The 26023-nt window shown below is 42.9% G+C and carries 21 protein-coding genes and 2 pseudogenes; 13 read left to right on the top strand and 10 right to left on the bottom strand.

All coding sequences use genetic code 11. The annotated features are described in order from the left end of the window. Positions 1–51: 51 nt before the first annotated feature. The 5 genes from AFM12_RS13020 (at position 52) to AFM12_RS13000 (ending at position 9103) form a co-directional block, all read left to right on the top strand. Positions 52–1188 (top strand): glycoside hydrolase family 53 protein, encoded by a 1137-nt coding sequence (locus tag AFM12_RS13020; protein ID WP_055148866.1) that lies wholly within the window; start codon positions 52–54, stop codon positions 1186–1188. A gap of 53 nt (positions 1189–1241) precedes the next feature. Beyond that, entirely contained in the window at positions 1242–4220 is a 2979-nt protein-coding gene (locus tag AFM12_RS13015; RefSeq protein WP_055148864.1) for a SusC/RagA family TonB-linked outer membrane protein, read from the top strand. 21 nt (positions 4221–4241) lie between these two features. Continuing rightward, positions 4242–5783, top strand: a complete 1542-nt coding sequence (locus tag AFM12_RS13010) for a RagB/SusD family nutrient uptake outer membrane protein (RefSeq protein WP_055148862.1) — start codon at positions 4242–4244, stop codon at positions 5781–5783. A 20-nt stretch (positions 5784–5803) separates the two neighbouring features. Further along, positions 5804–7105 carry a SusE domain-containing protein gene (locus AFM12_RS13005; RefSeq protein ID WP_055148860.1) on the top strand — a complete coding sequence of 434 codons (1302 nt, stop codon included), beginning with the start codon at positions 5804–5806 and terminating at the stop codon, positions 7103–7105. Positions 7106–7252: 147 nt separating this feature from the next. Next, a complete protein-coding gene (locus AFM12_RS13000) occupies positions 7253–9103 on the top strand; it encodes a glycoside hydrolase family 13 protein (protein ID WP_055148942.1) in 1851 nt (616 codons plus the stop codon). 165 nt (positions 9104–9268) lie between these two features. Here AFM12_RS13000 and AFM12_RS12995 read toward each other — a convergent pair whose 3' ends face one another. The 3 genes from AFM12_RS12995 to AFM12_RS12985 form a co-directional block, all read right to left on the bottom strand. Continuing rightward, positions 9269–10117 carry a DUF2971 domain-containing protein gene (locus AFM12_RS12995; protein WP_055148857.1) on the bottom strand — a complete coding sequence of 283 codons (849 nt, stop codon included), beginning with the start codon at positions 10115–10117 and terminating at the stop codon, positions 9269–9271. 295 nt (positions 10118–10412) lie between these two features. Then, a complete protein-coding gene (locus tag AFM12_RS12990; protein WP_055148855.1) occupies positions 10413–10823 on the bottom strand; it encodes a DUF6326 family protein in 411 nt (136 codons plus the stop codon). 155 nt (positions 10824–10978) lie between these two features. Continuing rightward, the gene (locus AFM12_RS12985; RefSeq protein ID WP_216598512.1) at positions 10979–12145 is read right to left on the bottom strand and encodes an alginate lyase family protein; all 1167 of its coding nucleotides are present in this window, start codon (positions 12143–12145) and stop codon (positions 10979–10981) included. Positions 12146–12407: 262 nt separating this feature from the next. Here AFM12_RS12985 and AFM12_RS12980 point away from each other — a divergent pair, with 262 nt between their 5' ends. Further along, positions 12408–12974 (top strand): hypothetical protein, encoded by a 567-nt coding sequence (locus AFM12_RS12980; RefSeq protein WP_055148852.1) that lies wholly within the window; start codon positions 12408–12410, stop codon positions 12972–12974. An 89-nt stretch (positions 12975–13063) separates the two neighbouring features. On the opposite strand, the gene AFM12_RS12975 is transcribed toward AFM12_RS12980, so the two are convergent. Further along, entirely contained in the window at positions 13064–13435 is a 372-nt protein-coding gene (locus AFM12_RS12975; RefSeq protein ID WP_055148850.1) for a VOC family protein, read from the bottom strand. A 314-nt stretch (positions 13436–13749) separates the two neighbouring features. Here AFM12_RS12975 and AFM12_RS19705 point away from each other — a divergent pair, with 314 nt between their 5' ends. From AFM12_RS19705 to AFM12_RS12940, 7 genes are all read left to right on the top strand, one after another. Then, positions 13750–13902, top strand: coding sequence for a hypothetical protein (locus AFM12_RS19705; RefSeq protein WP_157687398.1), 153 nt, complete (start codon positions 13750–13752; stop codon positions 13900–13902). Positions 13903–14117: 215 nt separating this feature from the next. Then, the gene (locus AFM12_RS12965) at positions 14118–14351 is read left to right on the top strand and encodes a hypothetical protein (RefSeq protein WP_055148940.1); all 234 of its coding nucleotides are present in this window, start codon (positions 14118–14120) and stop codon (positions 14349–14351) included. A 44-nt stretch (positions 14352–14395) separates the two neighbouring features. Beyond that, the gene (locus AFM12_RS12960) at positions 14396–15121 is read left to right on the top strand and encodes a hypothetical protein (protein ID WP_055148846.1); all 726 of its coding nucleotides are present in this window, start codon (positions 14396–14398) and stop codon (positions 15119–15121) included. After that, positions 15118–15381, top strand: a complete 264-nt coding sequence (locus AFM12_RS12955; RefSeq protein WP_055148844.1) for a DUF2024 family protein — start codon at positions 15118–15120, stop codon at positions 15379–15381. Before AFM12_RS12960 ends, AFM12_RS12955 begins: the two co-directional genes overlap by 4 nt. 51 nt (positions 15382–15432) lie before the next feature. After that, on the top strand, positions 15433–16038 hold the full coding sequence (locus AFM12_RS12950) for a MarR family winged helix-turn-helix transcriptional regulator (RefSeq protein ID WP_055148842.1): 606 nt from the start codon (positions 15433–15435) through the stop codon (positions 16036–16038). An 82-nt stretch (positions 16039–16120) separates the two neighbouring features. Beyond that, positions 16121–17632 (top strand): glutamate synthase-related protein, encoded by a 1512-nt coding sequence (locus tag AFM12_RS12945; protein WP_055148840.1) that lies wholly within the window; start codon positions 16121–16123, stop codon positions 17630–17632. A gap of 258 nt (positions 17633–17890) precedes the next feature. Beyond that, positions 17891–19567 (top strand): 3-coathanger stack domain-containing protein, encoded by a 1677-nt coding sequence (locus tag AFM12_RS12940; protein WP_055148838.1) that lies wholly within the window; start codon positions 17891–17893, stop codon positions 19565–19567. 1 nt (position 19568) lies between these two features. Here AFM12_RS12940 and recQ read toward each other — a convergent pair whose 3' ends face one another. From recQ to AFM12_RS19500, 6 genes and pseudogenes are all read right to left on the bottom strand, one after another. Then, complete coding sequence (gene recQ / locus AFM12_RS12935; RefSeq protein ID WP_055148938.1) at positions 19569–21749, bottom strand: DNA helicase RecQ; 2181 nt, start codon at positions 21747–21749, stop codon at positions 19569–19571. A gap of 165 nt (positions 21750–21914) precedes the next feature. Continuing rightward, positions 21915–22220 (bottom strand): annotated as a pseudogene (locus tag AFM12_RS12930) (GxxExxY protein). A 181-nt stretch (positions 22221–22401) separates the two neighbouring features. After that, the gene (locus AFM12_RS12925; protein WP_055148836.1) at positions 22402–22725 is read right to left on the bottom strand and encodes a single-stranded DNA-binding protein; all 324 of its coding nucleotides are present in this window, start codon (positions 22723–22725) and stop codon (positions 22402–22404) included. A gap of 220 nt (positions 22726–22945) precedes the next feature. Beyond that, entirely contained in the window at positions 22946–24067 is a 1122-nt protein-coding gene (locus tag AFM12_RS12920) for a sialidase family protein (RefSeq protein ID WP_055148834.1), read from the bottom strand. 28 nt (positions 24068–24095) lie between these two features. Next, positions 24096–24161, bottom strand: coding sequence for a DUF8493 domain-containing protein (locus AFM12_RS20095; protein ID WP_510186027.1), 66 nt, complete (start codon positions 24159–24161; stop codon positions 24096–24098). Between the two features lie 72 nt (positions 24162–24233). Next, positions 24234–25882: pseudogene (locus AFM12_RS19500) on the bottom strand (DNA polymerase III subunit gamma/tau); the annotation flags it as partial. Positions 25883–26023: the final 141 nt, after the last annotated feature.

Below are 26023 nucleotides of genomic sequence, written 5' to 3'. Positions count from 1 at the left end.
CTCGCCTTGCACCCCGCCCTACCTTTGTAACGTTAAAATACCTCTTAAGCGGTGCAAAAATTCGTTAACCTATTCTTACTACTTACGCTCTCTTTCGCCTGGACGGCCTGCGAAACGGCTAGTCAGGAAATCAGTAATCCTTACCTTTTAGGTGCTGACCTTTCTTATGTCAACGAGCTGGAAGATTGTGGTGGTAAATTCTACAAAGACCTTCAACCCAGAGACCCTTTCACACTATTCTCTGATGAGGGCAGTAAGATTGTTCGTCTTCGTCTTTGGCACTCACCAGACTGGACAACTTACGGCACGCTGGCCGATGTCAAAAAGTCAATCAGGAGAGCAAAAGGAAATGAAATGGCCATCCTGTTAGATTTCCATTATTCTGACAACTGGGCCGATCCGGCACATCAGATCATTCCGGCTGCCTGGTCTGGCATAACAGATACAAACGTTTTGGGCGACAGCCTTTACAACTATACTTACAGTGTTTTAGAAGAGCTTTATTCAGAAAACCTAAGCCCTGAATATGTGCAGGTAGGCAATGAAATCAATTCCGAGATTTTGATGGAAAAGCCGACAGCTGAGAACGGACCTACCAACTGGGAGAGAAATGCAGCCTTGCTGAAAAGAGGGCTGCAGGCCGTAAAAGACTTTAATGAAGCCAAAGGGCTAAACATTCAGCGTATGCTACATGTCGCTCAGCCGGATGAAGCAAAAGAATGGTTTGCCAGTGCAGCCAAACAAAACCTGTCAGATTTTGAGTGGATAGGCCTCTCCTACTACCCAAACTGGTCAGAATTTGATTTAGAACAACTCTCTCAAACCATCTCCTTTTTAAAAAATACCTATCAGAAAGAAGTCATGGTGGTAGAGACCGGTTACCCCTACACGTTCCGGAATTTTGACGGGGCTAATAATGTGCTTGGTGAAGGTTCTGACCTCACCGGTTATCCGGCCAGTAAAGAAGGACAAATGAGCTTTATGATAGACCTGACTTCCTCGGTCATTAAAGGTGGTGGCCGTGGCGTTATTTACTGGGAAGCCGCCTGGATCAGCACTCCATGTAAAACGCAATGGGGCACGGGATCTCATTGGGAAAACGCAGCATTTTTTGACGCTGCCAACGGAAATGAGGCCCTTCCTGTTTTTGACTTCTTTAGTCATAACTACCAGATTATCGATAACTGACATCTAAAACCTGTAACGAAACATAAATTTTAAACTTAAACCTCAAAAAACGAATGCAACAAACCTTTGATTACACATTGAAAGCACTCAGCAAAAGCTGGCTGCTGTGGGCGGTGGTCCTCAATGTTTTCAGTATTCAGGCTTTTGCCCAGATGACAGTCTCGGGTACTGTGTCTGACGATTTAGACGGCACTGGCCTGCCGGGAGCTACCGTAACCATTAAAGGAAGCGCCGTAGGTACAGCCACAGACATGGACGGTAAGTACAGTATTCAGGTACCTAACAGTTCATCAGTACTGGTTTTTAGCTTTATCGGAAAGCAAAATCAGGAAATTACCGTGGGGAATCAGTCGGTGATTAATGTAACTCTTGCTGATGATAACCAAACACTGGAAGAAATCGTGGTGATTGGTTACGGTACGCAAAAGAAACAAGACATGACCGGAGCCATTACCTCAATAAATGAAAGAGATTTTGTTCAGGGTAATGTCTCTACACCAGATCAGCTGATCACAGGTAAACTTGCCGGTGTTCAAATCACCTCCGCCGGTGGTGCCCCTGGTTCGGGAGCAACTATTCGAATTCGTGGTGGTTCTTCGCTAAATGCCAGCAATGATCCTTTGATCGTCATTGATGGTGTACCTATTGATAACACCGACCTTTCAGGTTCTGCCAATCCATTGAGTTTCATTAACCCAAATGATATTGAGTCAATGAACGTATTGAAGGACGCTTCAGCAGCAGCCATTTACGGTTCACGTGCCGCCAACGGTGTGATCATCATCACCACGAAAAAGGGAAGAAAAGGTGCTGCCATGCAAGTGAATTTCAATAGCCGTTTCTCCTCTGCCTCAAACATCAATCAGGTGGATGTTTTGAAACCGACTCAATTTGCAACCGCAGTAACTGATTATGGAACAGCTGCTCAGCAAGCTCTATTGGGCTCTGCCTCTACAAACTGGCAGGATGTCATCTATAGAACGGCTTTGACCCAGGACAATAACCTAAGCGTTACGGGTTCTCTGGCCGGTATGCCTTTCCGTGCTTCTGTTGGCTTTTTGAATCAGAACGGTACATTGAAAACTTCAAACCTGAAGCGTACCTCAGGTTCTATCGGCCTTTCGCCGTCTCTTTTGGACGACCACCTGAGAGTGGATGCCAACCTGAAGTTTGCCAATAACAGATCTCAGTTTGCTGACGAGGGAGCTATCGGTACTGCCGTTAGCTTTGACCCTACTCAGCCCGTTTATGCCAGCAGCGACCAGTTCGGTGGCTATTTCAACTGGATCAACCAAAGCGGCGGAATTGAAGCCCTTGGGCCAAGCAACCCGCTTGCGATGCTTGAATTGAGAGATAATCTTGGGATTTTGAACCGTTATATCGGTAATGTGAGCTTGAATTACTCTTTCCACGGTTTGCCAGAACTGAAAGCGGTGGTGAACGCCGGTTTTGATGCGTCAAACACCGACGGAAATGATGTGACAAGTCCTTTGGTTTCTGCCAATTCATTCAATAATGGCGGATCTACCGCGTATTACACGCAAAACAGAAATAACAAAACCTTCCAGGCTTACCTGAACTACGCCAAAGAATTTGGTGCCAGTAAAGTAGACCTGATGGGTGGATATGAGTATCAGGGCTTTATTCGCGAAAACGATAACGGCACTATCTACGGTAATCCTGATGTTCCGGAAAGAAACACGTATTTCAAGACGGAATACCGTCTGGCTTCACAGTTTGGTCGTGTAAACTATGTATTGAGCGACAAATACTTAGCAACCGTGACTTTGAGAAGAGACGGAACTTCAAGATTTGCTCCTGATAACCGTTATGGTCTTTTCCCTTCAGCAGCTTTCGCCTGGAAAATGAATGAAGAGTTCGGTCTGAACGACGTTCTTTCTGATCTGAAATTAAGATTAGGGTGGGGCGTAACTGGCCAACAGGATATCGGTTCCGGTGATTTCCCTTACCTGGCAGCTTATACACCTGGTCAGGGTCTACGTTATGAGTTTGGCGGTCAGTTTTATGATGTACTTCGTCCAAACCCTTACGATGCTCAGATCAAGTGGGAAGAAACCACTTCATCGAACATTGGTTTAGACTTCGGCATCAGAGCTGCCAGACTATCCGGTAGTGTTGATTTTTATCTGAAACAAACCAAAGATTTGATCAATGAAATTGACGCCCCTGCGGGTACCAACTTCTCCAATAAAGTGGTAACCAACATTGGTTCACTGGAGAACAAAGGGGTTGAGTTTACTTTAAACTACACTCCAATTTCTAACAGCGAATTCAACTGGGATGTGAACTTCAATGCGACGTATAATCAGAACAAAATCACCGCTCTTACCCGTAATGAAGATCCTTCATACATCGGTGTATTGACAGGCGATATCAGTGGCGGTACAGGTTCTTACGGTCAGATTCACTCTACCGGTTTCTCTCGTTCAGCCTTCTATTTGTATCAGCAGGTTTATAATGAAAATGGTTCGCCAATTGAAGGTGTTTTTGTGGACAGAAATAACGACGGTGTAATCTCTGAACTTGACCGTTACCGTTACCAAAACCCTGACCCGAATTACTTCTTAGGTTTCTCTTCAAACATGCAGTACAGAGACCTGAGCATTGGGTTTATCATGAGAGCTAACATTGGCAATTACGTTTTCAATAACGTACAGTCTGGTGGAAGCAGCTACGCTAACATGACCGGTGCAGGTAACTTTATTTTTAACCTGAACAGCAATGTACTTAACAGCAATTTCAGCAGCACTACACGCAGAGAGCAGATCCTTTTGTCTGATTACTTTGTAGAAAATGCGTCCTTCCTGAGAATGGATAACATTAACCTGGGTTATGATCTGACGAATGCTTTAAAAGCAAGTAAGTATCAGGCTCGTCTGGGATTTATTGTTCAGAACGTGTTTACGGTGACCAATTATACCGGTCTTGACCCTGAGGTTCAGGGAGGTATTGACAGGAATATCTACCCACGTCCGCGTACGTACAGCTTGAATCTTAACGTGAATTTCTAATCCAATAAATTGAATAGAAAGATGAATAAAATATTAAAAATAGCAGGAATTATCGCAGCAGCCCTAAGTTTTACGGCCTGCGACCTGGACACTAAACCCTTTGTAGGCGAGGTCTCAGATCTTGTTTATGAAGACCCGGCCAACTACAAGAAAGTATTGGCTAAAATGTATGCCGGCCTTGCCGTTTCAGGTATTGAGCCACAGGATGGTAACGTTGACCTGAAAGGAATTGACGGTGGTTCACAGTCGTACCTTCGTGCATACTGGTATCTTCAGCAGTTTACCACTGATGAGTCAATTGTAGGCTGGGGAGACCCGGGCTTGCCTGACCTTCACGCTGCCACATGGACGGCCTCTAACCAGTGGACCTCTAATTTCTACAGCCGTGCCTTATATCAGGTAACTGTAGCCAATGAGTTTATCAGAGAAACATCTCCTGAAAAACTGGCTTCAAGAGATATCGCAGACAATGGCGAAATCGCCCTTTACAGAGCAGAAGCTAAGTTTTTGAGAGCTTTGGCTTATTACCATGCTTTGGATATGTTTGGCTCTGTGCCGTTTGTGACTGAGGATGATCCGGTAGGTGCGTTTTTGCCTGAGCAAATCAGCCGTGCAGACCTGTTTACTTATCTGGAAACAGAATTGAAAGCTCTGGAAACAGAATTGCCTGCTCCACGTGCCAATGAATACGGCCGTGCTGATCAGGGTGCTGTTTGGATGACCCTCGCCAAAATGTACCTGAACGCTGAAGTTTATACCGGAACTGCCCGTTATAACGAGGCTGCGGAATACGCTAAAAAGGTAATTGACGCCGGTTACAGCCTGACTTCAAATTATCAGGATAACTTCATGGCAGATAACAACACTTCTCCTGAGTTGATTTTCACCATCAATTATGACGGTAATCAAACTGCAACCTGGGGTGGTACTACTACTATCATTCATGCACAGGTAGGTGGCACAATGAACCCTGCGGATTTCGGTATTGACGGTGGATGGAGCGGTTTCCGTACAACACCTCAGTTTGTGGCACTTTTTGATGGCGATGCCAATGACGGCCGTGCTTTATTCCACAGCGATGGCCAAAGCCTTGAGATTGACGAAATAGGCACGTTTGATAATGGTTATGCGGTTACTAAATGGACAAACAAGACCAAAGATGGAGGTACCGGTAAAAACCTGACGCATACAGATACCGATTTCGGTGTGTATCGTCTGGCAGATGCCTACCTGATGTATGCTGAAGCTGTAACCCGTGGTGGTAACGGTAATGCTGCTCTTGCCCTTGATTTGGTAAACCAATTGAGAGAACGTGCCGGTGCAGCCCCTGTTTCTTCTCTTTCTCTTGATTTTCTTTTAGACGAAAGAGGTCGTGAGCTTTTCTGGGAAGCCCACAGAAGAACCGACCTGATTCGTTTTGGCAAGTTTGCCGCAGGGTATAACTGGGCCTGGAAAGGCAATGTAAAAGAAGGACGTGATCTGGAATCTTTCAGAACGGTTTTCCCGATTGCATCTTCTGATATCGTGGCCAATACCAACCTTACGCAGAACACTGGTTATTAATCTCAAACACTGATAAAGAAATGAATAAAGTCATAAATAAACTTTTTTTCTTCTTTGGCATTCTGACCGTGCTCAGTTCATGCGAAAAAGAAGAGATAAGAGCCGTACTCAATTCGGGTGCCAAACCCGTAGTTAGCGTTTCGTCGCAATCACTTCAACTCAACAAAGAAAGTGCTGATGCCAATGCTCTTACTGTGAGCTGGGCAGAGCCTGAATTCGGTTTCAATGCCGGTACACAATACCGTGTTTTGATTGACAAAAGCGGGAATAACTTTGCAGATGCTCAGGTATTTACTACCGGTACTGAGACCAGCAAGTCATGGACGCATAAGCAATTGAACAACCTGTTGATTTCAATGGGTATTGAACCGGATACTGAAGGTGCAATTGACATTGCGGTAGAATCACTTTTGAGTGATAAGGTTAGCCAGCGATCAGATGCCGCGAATCTTACAGCTATGCCTTATCTGGATAAACTTGACCTGAGCAGCCCATGGGGTGTTGTAGGTTCGGGTGCTGTGAATGGCTGGAACGGACCTGATATGCCGTTCTACAAAACAGGTGACGCCGGTGTGTATGTGGCCTATGTAATGTTACTGGATGGTGAAATCAAAATCAGAGAGAATAATGACTGGGCTGTCAACTATGGTGACAACGGAGCAGACGGTACGCTTGAAAGAGACGGTGCTAATATCGCTGTGGAAGCGGGTTCTTATGCCATCACTTTCAATGAAAATGATTTAACCTACACCATTGAACCACTTTCATGGGGTATTGTAGGTTCGGGTGCACCAAATGGCTGGAACGGACCGGATCTTGAGTTCATGTACGACCCATCTTCAGATCAGTGGAGAGCTATTGCCACGCTTGCTGATGGTGAAATCAAAATCAGAAAAAATAACGACTGGGGCCTAAACTATGGTGATGACGGAGCCGACGGTACTCTTGACCGCGATGGAGCCAATATCGCTGTAAGAGCCGGCACCTACTTAGTTACGCTAAATCTGAATGATCTGACTATCGTCATTGAAGAGGTGGATATCCCGGGCATCGTGGGATCTGCTGCTCCAAACGGCTGGGATGGTCCTGATGTTTCTCTGATGCCTGACTTCTCAAGAGATGGTGTTTGGGTAGCTTACAACGTAGAACTTGCCGATGGCGAAATCAAGTTCAGAATGAATAACGACTGGGGCGTAAACTATGGTGATGATAATGCTGATGGCTCTTTAGAGAGAGACGCGGCCAATATCGCTGTATCCGCCGGGGTCTATGATATCGAGGTTGACCTCGCTTCATTGACCTACACCATTACTGCGAAATAGTTAAAATGGTTGAATAGTGAGAATTGAAATGCCGGTGGGTCTTTAGGCCTGCTGGCTCAATTTTCATCTTTCCTTACCGTCTGATTTGACCAAATCAGCAAAAATCAAATGCCTGTTTCTTCAAAGGCTGTTTTTCAAAACCAACCCATGAAAAAGTTACTTCTGCTTTTTATTCTTATTGCAACGCAAAGTGTTGCTCAACAAACCCTTTCACCTAAAATTCAACACCTGGAGCCTGCCAACTGGTGGGTGGGTATGAATGAGCCTTTTTTGCAGCTGCTGGTGCATGGTGAAAATATTGCCGAATACAGCCCTTCATTGAAATACAAAGGGGTTGAGCTGCTCGCCTCCCACAAAACCGATAACCCAAATTACCTTTTCCTTGATTTACAAATTGGTTCAAAAACCAAAGCTGGAAGCATCAATATCCACTTCAATAAAGACAATGACTCTTTTACTCAGGAGTTTGAGTTAAAAGAAAGAAAATCTCAATCAGCCGGCCGCGAAGGTTTCAATACCTCTGACGCTATCTACCTGATCACGCCTGATCGTTTTGTGAATGGCGACCCTTCCAACGATACCGTAGAAGGCTATACGGACGCTCTCAATCGTGCCGAAGAATACGGCAGACATGGCGGCGATATTCAGGGAATGATCAATAGCCTGGATTATATCGCTGACCTTGGTTTTACTGCGATCTGGCCCATGCCGCTGGAAGAAAACGAGATGGATCAGTGGAGTTACCACGGCTACGCCATCACCGATTTTTATCAGATAGACCCTCGTTTCGGGTCAAACGAATCATATGTGGAGCTTTCTCAAAAGGCTTCTCAAAAAGGCCTGAAACTCATCAAAGACGTGGTGCTAAACCACTGCGGCAGCGGCCACTGGTGGATGGACGACATGCCCGCCAAAGACTGGATTAATTATGGCGGCGAATACAAAAACACCAACCACCGCCGGGAAGTGGTGCGTGATATCCACGCCGCACAGGCCGATAAAGAACTATATACCCGCGGCTGGTTCGTAGAAAGTATGCCGGATATGAATCAGCAAAACCCAATGATGGCCAACTACCTGATTCAGAACTGTATCTGGTGGATTGAAACCGCTGAACTGGGCGGATTCAGGGTGGACACCTACCCCTACTCTGATGCCTCTTTTCTGAGCCGATGGAGCAAACGAATCATGACTGAGTATCCTAACTTCAATATCACCAGCGAAGAATGGAGCACTAACCCGGCGATCACTTCGTATTGGCAAAAGGGTAAACAAAACCCTGACGGTTACCAATCTTACGTACCCACGCCGATGGATTTTCCGCTGCAGGAGGCTCTGGTGAAAGGACTCAATGAAGAATTAGGCTGGAACACTGACCTCAACAGAGTGTACCACTCAGTGAGCAATGACTTCCTGTATGCAGATGCCTCTAAACTGCTCATTTTCCCCGATAACCATGACATGAGCCGTATTTACACGCAACTCCATGAAAACGATAAGTATTATAAAATGGCCATGGTTATGATGGCAACTATGCGGGGTATTCCTCAAATATATTACGGTACCGAAGTACTGATGGCCAACCCAAACTCTGACTCTCACGGAGAAATCAGAGGGGAATTTCCCGGTGGATGGAGTGATCATACCGCCAATGCCTTCACCGGTCAAAACCTGACCGAAAAACAAAAAGAAGCTCAAAAGCTCATCAAAACCTTATTCAATTACCGCAAAAACACCCCGGCTCTTCATGAGGGTAAGCTACTGCATTTTACACCGGAGAATGGTGTTTATGTTTATTTCCGCTATACGGATAGCCAAAAGGTGATGGTGATCTTCAATAAAAACCCAAAAACTCAGCAACTAGACCTCACCCGCTTCGCAGAAATGCTGGAAGGCATCTCCGAAGGGAAAGACATTCTCAGCGGTGAAACGGTGGATTTAAAGCAACCTCTGACTTTAGATATGGAGACGGCGAGGGTAATTGAGATTGGGGGTTAAGGCCGAATACCAAGGATATTAGCATGTCTGAATACTCCGAACATATGCTCCTTAGTCAAAGACTGAGGATAGCTGTCTTTCCATTTCGGGATTAATAAGTGATTGATTTAAATCACTTTCTCAAAAAACGGGTCTAAGCTGAAAGTCTATTTGGGCAGCGTTTTTTCATCTGTAAGAGGCCTTTGATTTACTTATTTCTACTTTTTCAATTCCTATTGTTTCTAAAAATATTGAAATTGCTGTTTCCCTTACTTCATTTTTAGGTCCAATTACAACTTCTTTAATTGGATTTAATTTCTTTTGATTTGAAAAGTCTAGTTCAATGTATGGAGTAGGCATTCCTTGTTTTATTCTATACTTAACGTTTTCTCCTTTTCTTTCTTCACCAAAATAAACTCCTCCCCCATCAACAAGCTTCAAAAAATCATTACTTTTTTTGAAATCTAATACGTGGATAAGTCTTATTTCCTTTTCTTCTACAAAGGCCGGATTTTTAAAGGCCGATAAGTCATATCCAAAAACTCCACATAGCGTTTTAAATTCGTTCTGGTCTTCCTGCTTTAGTTGGTATAAAGCGTCTATAGTTGCCGTTGCTTCTTTTATTTGTTGTTCTTTGTCATATAAAACTTGTAATGCTCTAATAGGAAGTCCTAACAATTCTTTTGCATTAAAACCAACAACATATCCTTTTCCGTCATCTGCGTAGGCTCTCCATTGGCTTAATACATCTTTATCTCTTGAAAAACAATTTGCTAATAGTAAACCTTGTAATCCTGAAAAGTGAATTACTTCGTCAATTTCATCAAGGAATTCTCGTCCATATTTTTTAATTCTTGTGCTTGCTGATTGTTCCCAAATGGAGTATCCCCAATGCAACTCCATAAAATCGTTCATAGAATGTAAGTCATTCATCCAAAGTTTTTGATTAGTACAAATTGAAAAGAAGGCATTTGTATCACAATAATGATAAATTAAGTCATTGTCCTTGGGCTTATATTCTCTTGATATTATCATTTAAGAGTTCTGGAAAATTGCTATCGACATTAGTAAAGATATAAGATTCGGCGATTGAGCAGGGTCTCAGGATAGCTATCGAAATCCCAAAAGTCCGAAATTAATTAAAGCCGTGCTTCACCGTTCCATCCAAAAATATCCAGAATTTCCCGCTCCGCCAAGTCTTCAGACTTTATGGAAATTAGCTCACGGTCTTGAGGCCGGAGAGCTGGTGTAGTTTTTGGGTACTGATGTAACCACACAAATTCTGAAACTTTAGAACAGCAGTTTAAGCAAGAGACCCAACCGGAAAACTCTATTCCACTTCCTCCTTAGGCCATTTCAGAGCAGTCCAAAAAATGGTGAAAGTGATTATACTTTCAAGAAATGCCAGAAAAACATAGAAGCTATACCATTCTGTTAGTGAGAATACACCAATGAAGAGCATCATGAGGGTAAAAATGAGACCAAAAAGTATATTCAATAACCGGTTTAGCTTCGGAGCCGCAAAAACAGAGATGGCAACCATAAGAGAAGGAATGGCCAGTATTACAGAAGCCAATAACAAGCTTACCGGTGTATTCAGAACATTATCTCCCGAGACCATGCTATTGATTTTCTCAGGAGTATAAAGCTCAAAATAATCACCGTAGAGATAACAAAACGTTGCAGAAGCCCAAAGTAGAGACAGCTTGATTTTAATGTTTACTTCCTGATTTTTAAGCATAAGTCATATTTCAATGCTTTTTTGATGAAGAATCAGGTTTAAGGGTTGCATTAGATGTCCAATAGCTCCAAAGACGCTAAACCGGCTCTCATTGGTCGAACACATGTCATTTCCACGCCGGCAAAAACGACTGAATAAACGGAATGAATTGACAATCACAACCAAATCAAAACATTGCGAACCGGTGAGCTACGCACCATGGCTGTATGGGTTGTAAAATGTGGCAGGTTTTTCCATAGATCAAAATAGGTCGATTCCTTCAGTTGATCATACGCGAAAATCAAAAAGGAATAGGCAATAGGGTGCTTCTCAAAATTTGAAACATCTTTTTGATAAGGCCATGTAGCTTTATCCCTGATATATGGACTGAAGAAAGACATGGCCTTCTCCATATTTCGGCCGTCAGCTAAGCTGAAATGCCAGAGGTTTTCGGCTGGCTCACTCAGCGATTGACAAATAATACTCATGGCTTCCAGATTAAAACTGGAATATCCATAAGGTTTTGTACGAGCCAGCTCTTCCGGGAAACTGCCATCGGCTCCCATTTGGTGAGGCAACAGAATCTCTTTAAAACGGTTTCGGCATTCCTCTATCACCTCCTGATCGCCCAAAAGATGAGCAAAAACGCCCACCTGCATTACCCAGCAGGTGCTGTGGTTATTTTTGGTATCCCGCTCATCTATGCCAAACGGATGCGTACGTAGCCAGGTCAGGTATTGGCTAAACCAGCCTTTAATGCCTGCGGTAGCCTCAGGCTGAAAGCTTTGGCTATTTTGAAAAACCTCGAGGGCTTTGGCCACTTCTATGAGGTGAATGGTATCAATAATACCAATTCCACGACCACTCACCCGACCTTTTATAGCCTGCCCGTACAAAAGGTGCGGGCTCATATAGGTCATTGAATCTAAAAACCAAGCCTTGTAATGCTTTAGTGCTCCCTGAGCATATTTTTCGTCTTTGGTCAGTAAATAAGCCGATGCCAGACAGCCGGCCGTAAAATTAAACCGCTCCATTAGTCTGCGATGGTCCACAAAATTATCTGGGTTACTCAAGCCGTCTTTTCTGATGTATGGACCAACAGGGTTTTGAGGGTCAGGCCACCAATAGTCGCCTTCGGAATAAAAATCATGAATACCGCCTTCTGACCGCGAGCATTGGCTTGAGGTGACCGTCAGCGGAGAGAGCAGAAGTAATGAATCTGCCTTTCTGATCCATTCAGGGCCGATGATTTCACTTACTTTTTGAAAAGCTTCACTCTGATTTTGAGCATAAACCGCCGGACTCACCCAAAAGGACAAAAAACAGATTAAATAACGCATCATCTTCAAAATTAAGGATTTGTCATCTAAGTATTAGCTTTTAAAAAACAGAATAATTCCACTGGAATATTACCTTCAGTTTCTCAAACCTGAGTTTTGAAACTACCACTCCTAGAGGTGTCCAGTTCAATTTGCTAATACCCCTTTTACAAAAATTTACACAACTATTTACAGTTGATATCCATCTGGGTATATTCAATTCAAATAACTTTAAGCAACAATCATAATTACTTTGACGTCAACTATTTGTTTAAAAAGTAAACTCATGAAAAACAGAATTTTGCCTTTCCTTATTCTTTTGATAGCAGGTATCATTGGTTTCGCCGTACAAGCTCAGCAAAAAAAAGGTGCTGAAAAGATCAACTTATCCGGAGAATGGAAAGCCAAAGAATCGATTAGTATGGGCGGCAATATTGTTTGCTCTTATGACCAGGGCGATCGTATGCTCTCCAAAACAATGACACTCACCGAACGGGCCAACGCTCTGATGATAGAGGTTCCAAACCCAGCCGCAGTGGCACCGCTAAATACCAGCAGAGAAATCCTGACTTTTGATGGTAGAGAAACCGAGATTAATCATGAACACAACAGAGGAAGGAAGTTCACTGCACACTTATCTGCCGACAAAAAAACGATAACTGTTAAGTCCATTGTTCACCTGACCACAGCCACTCCGGGTCGCATGAATGAACAGCAACCAATGCTTGTTTATGTTACCGAGGTTTGGAAACTGAGTAATGACGGCAAGACTATTTCTATTCAGACTACCGCTAAATCAAGCTTACTAGGAGAGGAACGTAACTGGGAGACCGTATTCAATAGAGTCGGTTAGATACCGAAGTTAAACCAAATACAGAACTGCTTTAAACGGACAAAACCATACGTGTAAACCTACTTCACTGATGAGCTCAGCATTACTACCTAGCGATGTTGATCAAGCAAAATAACATTACCGTCAGGGTCAGATAACATGAGACTCGCGGGCCCTTCGGTATTTTCATCGGCTTCAGAAGTGATTGTAATTCCGTTTTCTTTCAAATGCTTTTGGATTTGCCTTATATCATCGAAATCCTCCATATTTCTGGCATTTTCATCCCAGCCCGGATTAAAGGTCAGTATGTTACCCGGAAACATTCCCTGAAAAAGTCCGATCAAGGCATTCCCGTTTTTCATGATCAGATAGTTCTGCTCCATAGCTCCACCAAAGACTACGAACCCTAGTTTTTCGTAAAACGCTTTAGAAATTTTCAAGTCTTTAACATTGAGACTCATAGAGAATGCTCCTAATTTCATATACATTTGTTTTTCGTTCAAATTACTTCTAAACCTAAGCTTTTAAAACCGTTTGGCTGAAAATGTAACATTAAGTCGATCAGATCTATGAGTCCTAAAATCTGACTCTTTAGCTGAAAAATTTTCAGTTAACTCAAGGTTCGAAGAGGTAGGCATAAGCAGCGATTTATGTCTTTCAAAATACTGTCAGATCATTTTTATTTCCGATGATTATTCGTGGCACTTCTCTTCAAAAAGTACTGAAGTCTTCGAAAGACTCAAACTTGTCATACTGCGAAAAAAGGCCTAAACTGCATTGCTCAATCTCATTACCTATGAAGAAAAATATCATTAACGGCTTGCTTGTTGGTGCAGGCGTAATTCTCTACCACTACTTTGCACACGGCACCATTAACTGGGCAAGAGGCCTTGGAATAGCCGTTATCACTACTATTCTGATGATTGTTTTTGATAAGCTTCGCAAATAAACTGGATGTTGACCAATTCACTCTTCCTGCCCGCCCCAATCGTAAGGCATTGATTATCAAATCAATGAAAGATTCAACAAGCTCGACAGAAATCTTTTGACCTTTGAAATATCTGCGGATTGATTGAAGAAAAATCTTATAAATATATTTTGGTTAGGATTCCTTATTATATTTGTATCGGCAATAAAGCCACAGCATCTAAAATTTTATCAAAAATGAACAAGTCAATCTTTTATCATGCAGGCTGCCCGGTATGCGTTAGTGCCGAGCAAGACATCATTTCGTTAATCGGTGAGCAGAACGTGCAAATCATTCATCTGGGCGAGCAGCAAGATCAAATCCAGGTGGCAGAAACTGCCGGATTAAAATCCGTACCTGCTCTTTTGACCCCGAACGGTAATGTCTTACACATCAATTTCGGAGCTTCAATTGAAGACCTAAAAAATTAATTTTGCTTTATATAGTTAGGACTCCTATTTTAAATTAAATACAAATGAAAGGACAAGCAATCATCATTCTGGCCTTAGCCATCAGTCTGGCTAATCAATGTACCGGACAAAACACGAAATATAATACAGACGACTTCGCCATCACGGAAGTGAGCGTTACTCACCAAAAAGACCTCGGCATGACCGTTTGGGAAATGACAGTCAAAGGAAATGCCGGCCAAACCATCCCTACCGAAACCGGAAAACTGGACGGAGCTCATGTGCTGGGCTATGTATTTCCCACCTCTTTATCTCCGGAAAATGTAGGTTTTAGTGCTACTGACGGTATTGTGGCCCTCGCACTTACGTCTCATCCTGATTTTGACGACACGCCATTATGGGATGAGAATAATGACAAAAATTATGGTAACGATGGTGTGGTGTGGCATCCGCATTGGGTGGTCCTTCATCAGGACAGTCGCGTAGCCGGTGGTTTCTCAGTGAAACAATTCAAAAAAGCCGATAAAACGGTGGTTTTACCTCAAACCAGCCCAGGTATGCCTATGTATATGGATTCTCCAGGTTTTCAGACGACGACTAAAAGCCATACCATCAGGGCCATTATTCCCGATTACCGAATCAGCAATGTTACCGATTTCAAGTTTGATGGCGTAACAGCCTTTATGAAGATCAATACCTCAAATATGGATCTGCCGATGCTGGGTGTTTACGAGGTCTTCGGAGTAGCCAGCGGCGATTTATCTTTACCCTTTATAGTAAGCAAAAAATGAAAGTAGCTGTTTGGGATACTTACGTCAAACGAGCCGATGGGGCTCTCATGCATTTCGATATTCTGGTGCCTGAAAACCAATCAAAAGAACAAAGTGTATTGATTTTTGGCAGCCTGTACTTATCAACAAAGAGTTTTGAAACGGGTACTTTTAGTGCCTCAGAGTGCCAGTTTTGCCATATTGAGCAAGCCGGCGAAGACCTTCAAAAGGCCATTCGGGAAAAAGGATTCTCCATAATAGAAATGGAAAATTGTGATTAACTGATTAGGACAACTAACTTAGCCTGCCGAAACCCTTCGGCAGGCTTTATCATGAAAAACAGCGTTTTTAATCCCAGTCAACAACAAAAAAGCCTTAGTGGCAAAATCGTAGCTTCTTTTGAGCGGATCTCAGAAGTATTTAAAGTTTTACTCTGGGAAAAAGCGAAGCTCTCAGGCCTCAGTCCTATTCAGATTCAACTGCTCATTTTCATTGCTTACCATGGTCCAGAGCTTTGCAATGTTAGTCATCTCGCCAAAGAGTTCAATGTCACCAAGCCCACCATCTCTGATGCCATTAAAATTCTGACACATAAGGCTTTGATTGAGAAATTCCCTTCGGTTTCGGATAGCAGAAGCTACACCATTGGCCTGACCGAGGCCGGGAAAACCATTGTGAACGAAACAGCCGGTTTTACACAGCCTCTTGAAAAACAGATTGAAAAGCTTTCAATCACAGAGCAAACCACACTTTTCTCTCAACTTAGCTCCATTATTTTTGAGTTACAACAAAACCAAATTCTCTCGGTGCAGAGAACTTGTTATGGCTGCCGGTATTTCTCTCAGCAAAATGAGCAGCCTTTTTGTAAGCTTCTCAATAGCCCACTTGCACAGCAAGATATCCGAATCGACTGCCCTGAATTTGAGGCGTCAGCCTGATTTTGAATGATTCTATTTGTAGACAAAAGTCCACAATATCAAAGTCTAATCTCTCGGAACATTCTTTTTCGGGTACCTGAACATGGAAGAGAACCAACAACCGAAAATAGCTGATACTAAACCAAAAGCTGTACAACTAAAAAAAGGAGAAGAGAAATTCTGGTGTGCCTGTGGGCGGTCAAATAATCAACCTTTCTGCGATGGATCACATCGAGACACAGGGTTTGAACCTGTAGGTTTCACTCCTGAAAAAACCGAAGAGGCCTATCTTTGCATGTGCAAATGCACTTCAAATCCGCCTTACTGCGACGGTACCCACAATTCTCTTTCTGAGGAAGAAAAAGATGACAAGGCAGAGGAAAAGCAAAATGAAAACATCAAGGAAGAACCTACGCTGACTTATGTCAAAAAATTGGCCTCCGGCGATTTAGGAAATCATGGAGAAATAGGGGCCATGGGTGTCCCTAAAAATCAGCTTCCAAAATGGGATGACATTCAACTGCTGACTGCACAACTCGCAAAAAAGCCATTGGCAGAAAACACGGAATTTTCCACCGAACTGATCATCGGGCCCAATGCCAAAAAACCTTTGAAACTGGACATTCCACTGTTTGTTTCTGACATGAGTTTCGGGGCTTTATCAGAAGAAGCCAAAATTGCACTTGCGAAAGGAGCTGAAATGGCCGGAACAGGCATTGCCTCCGGTGAAGGCGGAATGCTCGCCGAAGAACAAGTCGAAAATAGCCGGTACTTCTATGAATACGCCACAGGAGCATTTGGTTTTGAGTGGGAAAAACTCAGGAAAGTGCAAGCCTTCCATTTTAAAGGTGGCCAGGCGACTAAAACAGGGACAGGCGGTCATTTGCCAGGTAGTAAGGTTACTTCTAAAATCGCTGAAACCCGAAATCTTAAAGAAGGAGAAGATGCGATTTCACCAGCCACTTTTAAGGATCTTAGCTCAGTAGAGGACTTCAAAAAATTTGGAGACAAGGTAAGAGAGGTCACGGGGGGAGTTCCAATCGGCTTTAAACTTTCTGCAAATCACATTGAAAAAGATATCCAATTTGCTCTCGACGCAGGTGCGGATTACATCATTCTGGACGGCCGCGGTGGAGGAACCGGAGCTTCTCCCCTACTTTTCAGAAATCATATTTCGGTGCCAACCATTCCGGCTCTGGCCCGTGCTCGTCAATATCTTAACAGACAGAAACGTAATGATGTCACTCTTATCATTACCGGAGGCCTTAGGGTACCGGAGGATTTTATCAAAGCTCTGGCTTTAGGGGCAGACGGTATTGCAGTAGCAAATTCGGCTATACAATCTATAGGCTGTGTGGCGGCAAGAATTTGTCATACCAATAACTGTCCATCTGGTATTGCTACTCAAAACCCCGAACTTCGGAAGAAAATAGATATCGCTAAATCGGCAAACCAACTCAAAAACTTCTTTAATGAGTCTGTGAAACTCATGAAAGTTATGGCCAGAGCCTGCGGGCATAATGAACTTCAGAAATTCGATAAATCTGACCTCACCACATGGAAAAAAGAAATGGCTGAGCTGACCGGCATCAGTTTTGGAGGAGTGCGGCATTAATTATCGTATACTTCATAAAGTCACTCAGGTTAAATTGTTCCATAGGTAAACCTCTACTATTTAGATATTTAGGAAAATAAATAAATCTCGAAAGGCATTTAAATTCCCCGAATTTCCCCAAGCTTTTTGTGCACGGGGAAACTTTTACCCAACAAAGCCACTGATAATCAATAAGATAAACCTATCTTTGCCAAAGTTTTTATAATAGACAATAATTACGTGCTTTCTTTGCTTTCCGCTTGCGGCATATAAGATTAAATGGTTTTAAGATTTTCTAAACGATTGATCAGCGTTTTGCTGTTCATCGCTCCGGGTGTCTTATTTGCTCAAAAAGATAAAACGCCCCTCCGGCCCTTTAGCTCCACCTCCACGGTTCAGGACACCTGTGAAGTTACCTGTAGTCTTTTCGGTGCTAACATTGACAATCTCATTTCTACTGAAAATTTAAGTTTTGATGCTCCGGTTGACTTAATCTCTTGTCAGGACAATGCTCTTAATTTTGAACCCGGCTGTTTACTGAATTATAACAATCAAAAGTGGCTTCTGGTCAAAATTAAGTCGGGAAAAGATTTGGTCTTTACCATCGAAAATTCAGCCGAAACAGACATCGATGCGGCCATCTGGGGACCAGTAGCACAAAACGATATCAATCAGGCCTGCGATGTTCTGGGCGATTTCCCAAAGAGTTGTGAATACACTGAGACAGGTAAAGAGCTTACCCTGACCAATGTCAACGCCGGTGAATACTACGTAATGCTGGTCACTAATTTTGATAATGTAGAAACTACGATTGAACTCACTCAGCCTGAAGGTGGTGAAGTTCGGTACATCTATCTTTGTCCGTCTGATATCGTTCTGAACAGTGCTATAAATGGAAGCCAGAATCAATTTGCCGTCAACTCGGTGAGGATCAGCAGCGGTCTGCAGGATTCCACCATGTTTATAGCTCATAGTGGTAATAGCATTTCTCTGCTTCCTGGCTTTTCTACCAGTAATAATGTAGTTTTTGAAGCTAAGATTCAGGCCTGTTTGAATAATACCGAAAGTTACATTCCTGCATACAGTGAAATCGTTTGTGAAGACTTTTCAAATCATACATCAAATGTTCCTCATTTATATGCCAATAATGGCACCAATGAACTGGTAGGGACAGTTTTTGCCCAGTCACCTCCCATGTACTCCATAGATCAGGTCCACTGGAGTACCATGACTAAAATCGGATCAGACAAAGGTGGTAACCGATATTATTACGCTTACCGGGAGCCCTTCGAAAAAGCTTCGGTAGTGCTATTGAAATCAGCCGAGGGCTGCCCTGTTTATGGAGATACCCGAAGTACCTATCCGTTCACTTATAACGGGTATGAAGACTCCAATATCCCGACACTAGATTCTGTAACTCAATATTACGACCTCAACACGCCCTTTTTTATCTCAACAGATGTACAGGAACCACGTCCTAACCATGACGTTTATGCCCTGTATCTGAAACACGATTTGCCCGAAATAGGTTACCGAATTAATGGCCAAAACTGGCGATATAACGTAGATCACACATCTATTTATGAAGAATATAATCAGCGTTATATTGACGTTACCCGCATCAATGGCTTTACCGCACCGAAAGACTTTATTCTTGACTTTACCCAGGACGCTGGTGTTACTATTGACCGATATCATGTTACCAGAAGCTCAGCAGGAGGCCATTTCGCTGTCACCACAACTTTCACCCGTATAGAAGATGGCAAAACATGGGTTCACACTTTTCAGGGAGACATCAACGTAAACATGAAACTTGGAGAGTACACGTCAACCGACCTCTTCGGAAACTGCTTCTTCCTCGGCACTCAGGATGAAGGCGATACTTTCTATCCGCTTACCTCTGTAAAAGGAGAATACACGCTGGATGAAGCTATGCTGGTGAGGGTTCGTAGATAAGCTACTCTTTACTACTGGCAATTGTCAATGCCATTTTTATTTCTCCGTAAGAAACCTGCCCTTCCAGTTTCTCAAACAGAGGTTTTAGAGGGTCGGTAGATTTCAGGGATAGGCCTTGAGCAGCCTCCACGACTTTTTCATAGGTCTTTCGACTGACAAAACGTTTTAAGTCAATCTCTTTCCCGTCCTCCTTGAGTTTTATCAAATGTCCGAGGATTGTATTCAATGACAAGGCCCTTTGCTCTGCAATAGACTCTGCACCAAGGCCTTGCTCATAAAGCTCAAAAGTAGCCTCATAGGTATCAACCTTTGGTTTGTTAGCCTGTTGAGTCAAAGATATCTCAACCGGTTTTAAATCATTCGCCTCAACATAGCTCCTGATTTTTTTCAAAAAGTCGGCTCCATAACGCTGCATTTTCTGCTCACCCACCCCGCTCATCTGAAGCATTTGACCTTCGGTTTCCGGTCGATAGGAGGCCATGGCTCTGAGCGTACGGTCATTGAAAATGATGTAAGGTGGTACTCCCTCCTCATAAGCCAGCTCTTTGCGAAGCATCTTTAACTGCACAAAAAGGTTTTCATCCACGGGTAGTTCATCGGTCGCAATATTGACTGACTTCTGATTCATCATCTCCTGCCGCTCGCTATATGAGATGTAATTTGCCAACTGAAGTTTTTGCTGACCTTTCAGAATGGCAATACTTTGCTCATTGAGCTTAAACGAATGGCCTTCATCGTAGGCAATATCCATTACACCGGCATTGAGCATTTGCATAATATAATCAGCCCATTCCTCATACTTGAGGTCATTTCCAACAGCAAAAGTGGGAAGGCGATCATACCCTTTCTGCAGAATAGTTTGGTTTCTCGAACCTCTCAGAATATCTATCAAGGTATTCAAAGCCACGCTTTCACCAGTTCTGGCCACGGCAGAAAGTGCCTTTTGAGCCAGAACAGTGGCATCCATTAATTTAGGTGGATTTAGACACACATCGCAGTTGCCACAGTCTTTCTCTACTTTCTCATTGAAATAACTGAGCAAGATTCGGCGTCGACAAATCTGAGCTTCTGCGTACTGTTTCATACGTTCTAACTTCGCTCGCAGAACACCCTTTTGCTCCTCATCTGCACCTGACTCGTCAATAAATCGTTTTCGCTGCATGATGTCCGCATAGCTGAAAAATAATAATGCATGTGAGGGCTCACCATCACGACCAGCCCTACCTATTTCCTGGTAAAAGCCTTCCACGTTACCGGGCAAATTATAATGAATCACCCAACGGACGTTTGACTTATCAATGCCCATCCCAAAGGCAATGGTAGCCACTATAATCTGAATATCATCATTGATAAATTTCTCCTGAATTTTACTTCGCCAGTCAGGAGTACATCCCGCATGATAATACTCTGCACTGAAACCTTTATTTCTTAAATCTTCCGCGACCTTTTCCGTGTTTTTTCTGCTAAGGCAATAAATGATTCCACTTTGACCGGGTGATGCCTTGAGAAAGTCGGTGATCTGCTGCATCTTTTTTCTTCCCGGAGAAACAGTAAGGCGAATATTCGGTCGATCAAAACTGCTGACGAATTCTACAGCATTTTCGATCCCCAACTGTCGACAAATATCTCTTCGGGTTACCTTGTCCGCTGTGGCCGTCAGAGCCATTACGGGAATTTCAGAAAAAACCTCTTTCAACATTCCCAGTTTGCGATACTCTGGTCTGAAATCATGCCCCCAGGACGAGATACAATGAGATTCATCAATAGCAAAAAGACTAATGTTTAACGACTTTAAGAAATGCTCCGCATCTGCAGCAAAAAGTCTTTCAGGGGCTATGTAAAGTAATTTTAAGTCGCCTTTTCTAGCCCTGTCAATCACTTCAGTTTGCTCGGTATTTGATTGAGATGAATTGACATAGGCCGCAGCAATACCATTTGCCTTGAGGGCTTCAACCTGATCTTTCATCAGAGCTATCAGCGGCGAAATCACAATAGTGAGTCCTTCAAAAACTAAAGCCGGAATCTGATAGCAGATCGACTTCCCTCCACCTGTTGGCATCAGTACCAGAACATCTTTCCCTTCTAGTGCCTGATTAATAATCTCTGCCTGCTGTGGCCTGAAACTATCATAGCCAAAGTGTTTTTTGAGAAGTTGAAGGGGTAGTTTACTTTTATGTGCCATTTTTAATTCGTCGACTCTTTTTGCCACTAAGACTCTAAGTCACGAAGGTTCACAAAGTTTGTTCTTCGTGTCACTTGGTGTCCTGGAGCCATATTAACTACAAAATCATCCGCTTTATGCCTTGTTTTATCAGAGGCACATTAAAATTTATCAAAAACCCTAATGTCAAACCGTGAGTTTCAAATGACTCAGCAACTGTGCTTGCCAGACAGGATTCACCTGTTCCAAAGCCTTAAGTTCAATTATAACCTTCTTTTCGACAAGAATATCCAATCTCAAACCTTCTTCAAAATAAATTGAATCTTAATGAATAGGAACTTTCGTTTGTCTCTCAACGAGTAATCCGGACTTTCTTAATTCATATTCAAAACAGACCTCATATACCTTTTCAAGTAGACCTGGACCGAGTTCTTTATGTATTCGATAAGCTGCATTGACTACTCTTTTTGCTATTTCTTCTTTTTCGAACATCGTTAATTGTTTTTGCCACTAAGACTCGGAGGCACCAATGTTCACTTAGGCTTTCTCTTCGTCTACTTTGTAGCATGATTCGTGAGTTGTTTTGCCACCAAGACTCGGAGGTACAAAGGTTCATTAAAACTTATTCTTTGTGTTACTTCGTGTCTTGGTGACTTCGTGGCGAAAAATCATTTCAATTTTCGTCATTACCCGCCTCAGAAACTTTGAGAACCTGTACCTCTGTGATATAAACCTTCTGATTGTCTTTATTGGTGTAGTTTCTATTGACCAGCTTGCCTTCCACTTTGATGTACTTTCCTTTTACAACAAGTTCCTCTACCTGATCAGCTAATTTGCCCCAAGCTACCACACGGTGCCAGTCGGTTTTGGTAACCTGCTCGCTACCTCTCATGTAACGCTCGTTTGTGGCCAGACTGAAGTTCGCCAGTTTACCATTTTCAAAAGATTTTACTTCTGCGTTTCCACCTGCGTTTCCGATTAATACTACTGAGTTCATACCTGTAATTATTTAAAGTTTTTGATTTTACCAGACCTGTGTTTCAGATCGACAACACAAAGGTGGGAGCATTATCAAACTTTAGTCGGTAGATAAATAATTACAAACGGGTATAAGCATTTACACTTATTTACAACACGGTTTTAATTCTGGTTATAAGAAACTTACTAAAATAATTTTAGGAATCAGAAATTGCCGTTTTCAAAAAACATCTTTCACTTCAAAGCCCTATTTCCTTGAACACAATCCGCCTGTAATCATCCTTCTCATAAAGCACACCTACTTTATTTTTTGATAAAACTACCAGATCAGAGTAGGCGGAAGATCCTTTATCTATAGTGATTGTTTTCTCCCAGGTTCTGGCTCCATCGGTGCTGAAATGCAGACTTAGATTTTCCCTTTTGTGAGGGTGAAAGACCTGTGAAAGTAAAACCAGGTCTTTCTTTTTCCTTCTAATGATGTGTAAACTACCCTGACAAACCGGATCTGTTAGATAAGTATCAACCTCCTCAGTGTCCCAGGATTGACCATTATCTGTACTTCTGGCAGTGTAGCGTTTTCCTGTTTTTTCAGTTTGGTCACGGGCATTGAGTATCACTTCTCCGTTCGATAACTGAACTCCGGTTGATTCATTACTACCCTTTGATTTGAGAATTTTGGCGAGCTTAAAAGACTTCCCATGATCATCCGAATAAAAAGCCCCTGCCCGGTACGGTATTTTCCCGTTTTGAGGTTCGCCTATACTGATGTTTATTGGAATAAATAATCTGCCGTTTTCTAACTGAATCGCATGCCCGGGCGTTAAAGCATGATGCCTCCAATCTTCCTTGAAATTATAGTCAGGGTTGTAGTCAGGCTCATGGGGTTTGTGAACTTGTAGCGTAATATTTTGGGGCTGAGACCAGGATACCCCCAAGTCTTCTGAAGTTATAAACCAGGTCTCCCGAACTCCAGCACCATAAACAATATCATGCTCAGATGCTGTACCGGTATTATAAAACAAGAACAGCCTACCATTAGGGTACCGGGGATCACTCGCATCAAAAACCGGTGCCGGATTACCAGCCTGAATAGTTTCATTGTTGACAAGAAGCTTTAACTCAGACCACGTTTTGCCCTCATCATTACTGGTTTTCATAACAATATCCACATCGCCAAAATCAGAACAACCGTTTCTTCTACCTTCGGCAAAAGCAACCAGGGTCTTATTGACTTTGAGAATGGCTGGTATTCGATAGCAGGAATAGCCTTCTTTTCCTGATTCAAAAACAGTTTGTTGGGCAGTTGACCAAATTGGGACCAAGGCCAAAACCAATAAAAGGGTCGCTTTGATAAAGCTCATTATTAGATGGAATAGATAAAACCTGAGTTTAATATACCAAATCCAGACCTAAATCATCTTTGAAAGTCTTTAGAGCAGGGTTTTTCTCAACCATCGCCTTAAACTTTTCCTGCTCGGTACGTGGTTTGGCTTCTTTAACTTCAGCGATAAGGCGGGCATCTATTTGAATACTTCCGTTCTTAATTTCTTTCCGGACAAAGTCAAGAATCTCTTGCTTTAGCTCATGAAAAAGCTCCATCAGGGTATTATTGACAAGCAGTAAGGTGAGCATTCCGTCTTTGAGTTCGATATCGCTTTCAACAATAAATTTCTCCGTTTGCTTTTGCAAAGTTTTGCCATAAGCTTTCAATGCTGCTATTACACCCTCTTTTGTATACGTGGCATCGCCCTGATGAACTTGAACCTCCTCTGTTTGTTGCGATTTTTCGACTTCTTCAAGATCAGCCTCCAGGTCAGCTGTAGATTTTAACCGCGAAAGCTTTTTCGGTTTAGAGGTTTGAAAGTCAGAAAGTTTAGAAGTTTCAGCATCCGCATCAGATTTGACAACTACCGACTGAGAACTGGACACCGGTCTTCCGTCTTCCGTCTTCCGTCTTTCCGCAGGACTCTGTGAGCCATACTCCGGAACCTGAGCTTGTCGAAGGGCCGACTCTCCTATGCTGTCACCGGACTTTTTTTTTCAGCCCCGCCGTTCTCAGGCAATGCACTTAGCTGTAGCACCTGTGTGATGCTGGCCATTTTCATCAGGCCTATTTCTACATGAAGCCGTTGATTTTTGGCCACCTTGTACTGCAAATCGAGCTGACTACCAATACTCAAAGCCGACATCAGGAAACCTTTGTTGACCTTCTTTGTTTGGTCTGCATATTTTTTCTTGACCGAATCAGAGACTTCAAGCAAAGCAATGGTGCGAACATCCATACCAACCATAAGATTGCGGAAATGCTCATTCATACCCGTCACAAACTGATGACCGTCAAAACCTTTGTCCAGAATCTCATTGAATATCAATAAGGACTGAGACAAGTCACCTTCATAGAGAGCATCCGTGAGTTTAAAATAATAGTCGTAATCAAGTACGTGCAAATTCTCCAACACCTCAGCATAAGTCAAAAGTGTATCAGTGGAGAACGTGACGTTCAAATCAAACATACTGAGGGCATCGCGTAACCCCCCGTCAGCTTTTTGAGCAATCAGCTCAAGTGCCTCAGGTTCGGTCTGAATGCCTTCTTTCTCAGCTATGGTGGCCAGATGATTGGCCATGTCTTTGATCTGGATTCGGTTGAAATCAAAAATCTGACAACGGCTGAGAATAGTCGGTAAAATCTTGTGCTTTTCAGTGGTAGCCAGAATAAAAATGGCATACGACGGCGGCTCCTCAAGAGTTTTCAAAAAAGCATTAAAAGCCGCTGATGAAAGCATGTGAACCTCATCGATGATGTAGACCTTGTACTTACCATCCTGTGGAGGAAAGCGAACCTGGTCTATTAGATTTCGGATATCTTCGACCGAGTTATTTGAAGCCGCATCAAGCTCATGAATGTTAAAAGAAGCATTCTGACTGAAGTTTTTGCAGCTTGTACATTCGTTACATGGCTCGGTATTATCACCAACATTCTGGCAGTTAATAGTCTTGGCCAAGATACGGGCACAAGTGGTTTTCCCCACACCCCTGGGCCCACAAAAAAGGAAGGCCTGAGCCAAATGACCTGTTTTGATGGCGTTTTTCAAAGTCGTCGTGATATGGCTCTGCCCAACTACCGAGTCGAAGGTAATTGGTCTGTATTTCCGAGCTGATACTACGAATTGTTCCATCGCTGGCAAATATAGAAAAAGATGCGGCGAATCACGGAGGGCGTGGAAAACTTTGAGCTGGTTTTAATAGCTCGTGTGCCTTTATAATTCTCTGGTCTTTCAGCGTCTGAATACCTCATGATTTTGTTTTCATGCACTGAA

Source organism: Jiulongibacter sediminis (genome assembly GCF_001306455.1).
GTDB lineage: Bacteria > Bacteroidota > Bacteroidia > Cytophagales > Spirosomataceae > Jiulongibacter > Jiulongibacter sediminis.
Note: the sequence above shows the minus strand (reverse complement) of the source record. Positions and strands in the feature narration are given on the sequence as shown.

Coding starts and splice junctions, on each gene's coding strand:
- AFM12_RS12925 (WP_055148836.1), bottom strand. CDS start 22,725: ATGAACTCAGTAGTATTAATCGGAAACGCAGGTGGAAACGCAGAAGTA.
- AFM12_RS12950 (WP_055148842.1), top strand. CDS start 15,433: ATGAAAAACAGCGTTTTTAATCCCAGTCAACAACAAAAAAGCCTTAGT.
- recQ (WP_055148938.1), bottom strand. CDS start 21,749: ATGGCACATAAAAGTAAACTACCCCTTCAACTTCTCAAAAAACACTTT.
- AFM12_RS13010 (WP_055148862.1), top strand. CDS start 4,242: ATGAATAAAATATTAAAAATAGCAGGAATTATCGCAGCAGCCCTAAGT.
- AFM12_RS12980 (WP_055148852.1), top strand. CDS start 12,408: ATGAAAAACAGAATTTTGCCTTTCCTTATTCTTTTGATAGCAGGTATC.
- AFM12_RS13005 (WP_055148860.1), top strand. CDS start 5,804: ATGAATAAAGTCATAAATAAACTTTTTTTCTTCTTTGGCATTCTGACC.
- AFM12_RS12965 (WP_055148940.1), top strand. CDS start 14,118: ATGAACAAGTCAATCTTTTATCATGCAGGCTGCCCGGTATGCGTTAGT.
- AFM12_RS13015 (WP_055148864.1), top strand. CDS start 1,242: ATGCAACAAACCTTTGATTACACATTGAAAGCACTCAGCAAAAGCTGG.
- AFM12_RS12975 (WP_055148850.1), bottom strand. CDS start 13,435: ATGAAATTAGGAGCATTCTCTATGAGTCTCAATGTTAAAGACTTGAAA.
- AFM12_RS12995 (WP_055148857.1), bottom strand. CDS start 10,117: ATGATAATATCAAGAGAATATAAGCCCAAGGACAATGACTTAATTTAT.
- AFM12_RS19705 (WP_157687398.1), top strand. CDS start 13,750: ATGAAGAAAAATATCATTAACGGCTTGCTTGTTGGTGCAGGCGTAATT.
- AFM12_RS13000 (WP_055148942.1), top strand. CDS start 7,253: ATGAAAAAGTTACTTCTGCTTTTTATTCTTATTGCAACGCAAAGTGTT.
- AFM12_RS12960 (WP_055148846.1), top strand. CDS start 14,396: ATGAAAGGACAAGCAATCATCATTCTGGCCTTAGCCATCAGTCTGGCT.
- AFM12_RS12985 (WP_216598512.1), bottom strand. CDS start 12,145: ATGATGCGTTATTTAATCTGTTTTTTGTCCTTTTGGGTGAGTCCGGCG.
- AFM12_RS12940 (WP_055148838.1), top strand. CDS start 17,891: ATGGTTTTAAGATTTTCTAAACGATTGATCAGCGTTTTGCTGTTCATC.
- AFM12_RS12920 (WP_055148834.1), bottom strand. CDS start 24,067: ATGAGCTTTATCAAAGCGACCCTTTTATTGGTTTTGGCCTTGGTCCCA.
- AFM12_RS12990 (WP_055148855.1), bottom strand. CDS start 10,823: ATGCTTAAAAATCAGGAAGTAAACATTAAAATCAAGCTGTCTCTACTT.
- AFM12_RS12955 (WP_055148844.1), top strand. CDS start 15,118: ATGAAAGTAGCTGTTTGGGATACTTACGTCAAACGAGCCGATGGGGCT.
- AFM12_RS12945 (WP_055148840.1), top strand. CDS start 16,121: ATGGAAGAGAACCAACAACCGAAAATAGCTGATACTAAACCAAAAGCT.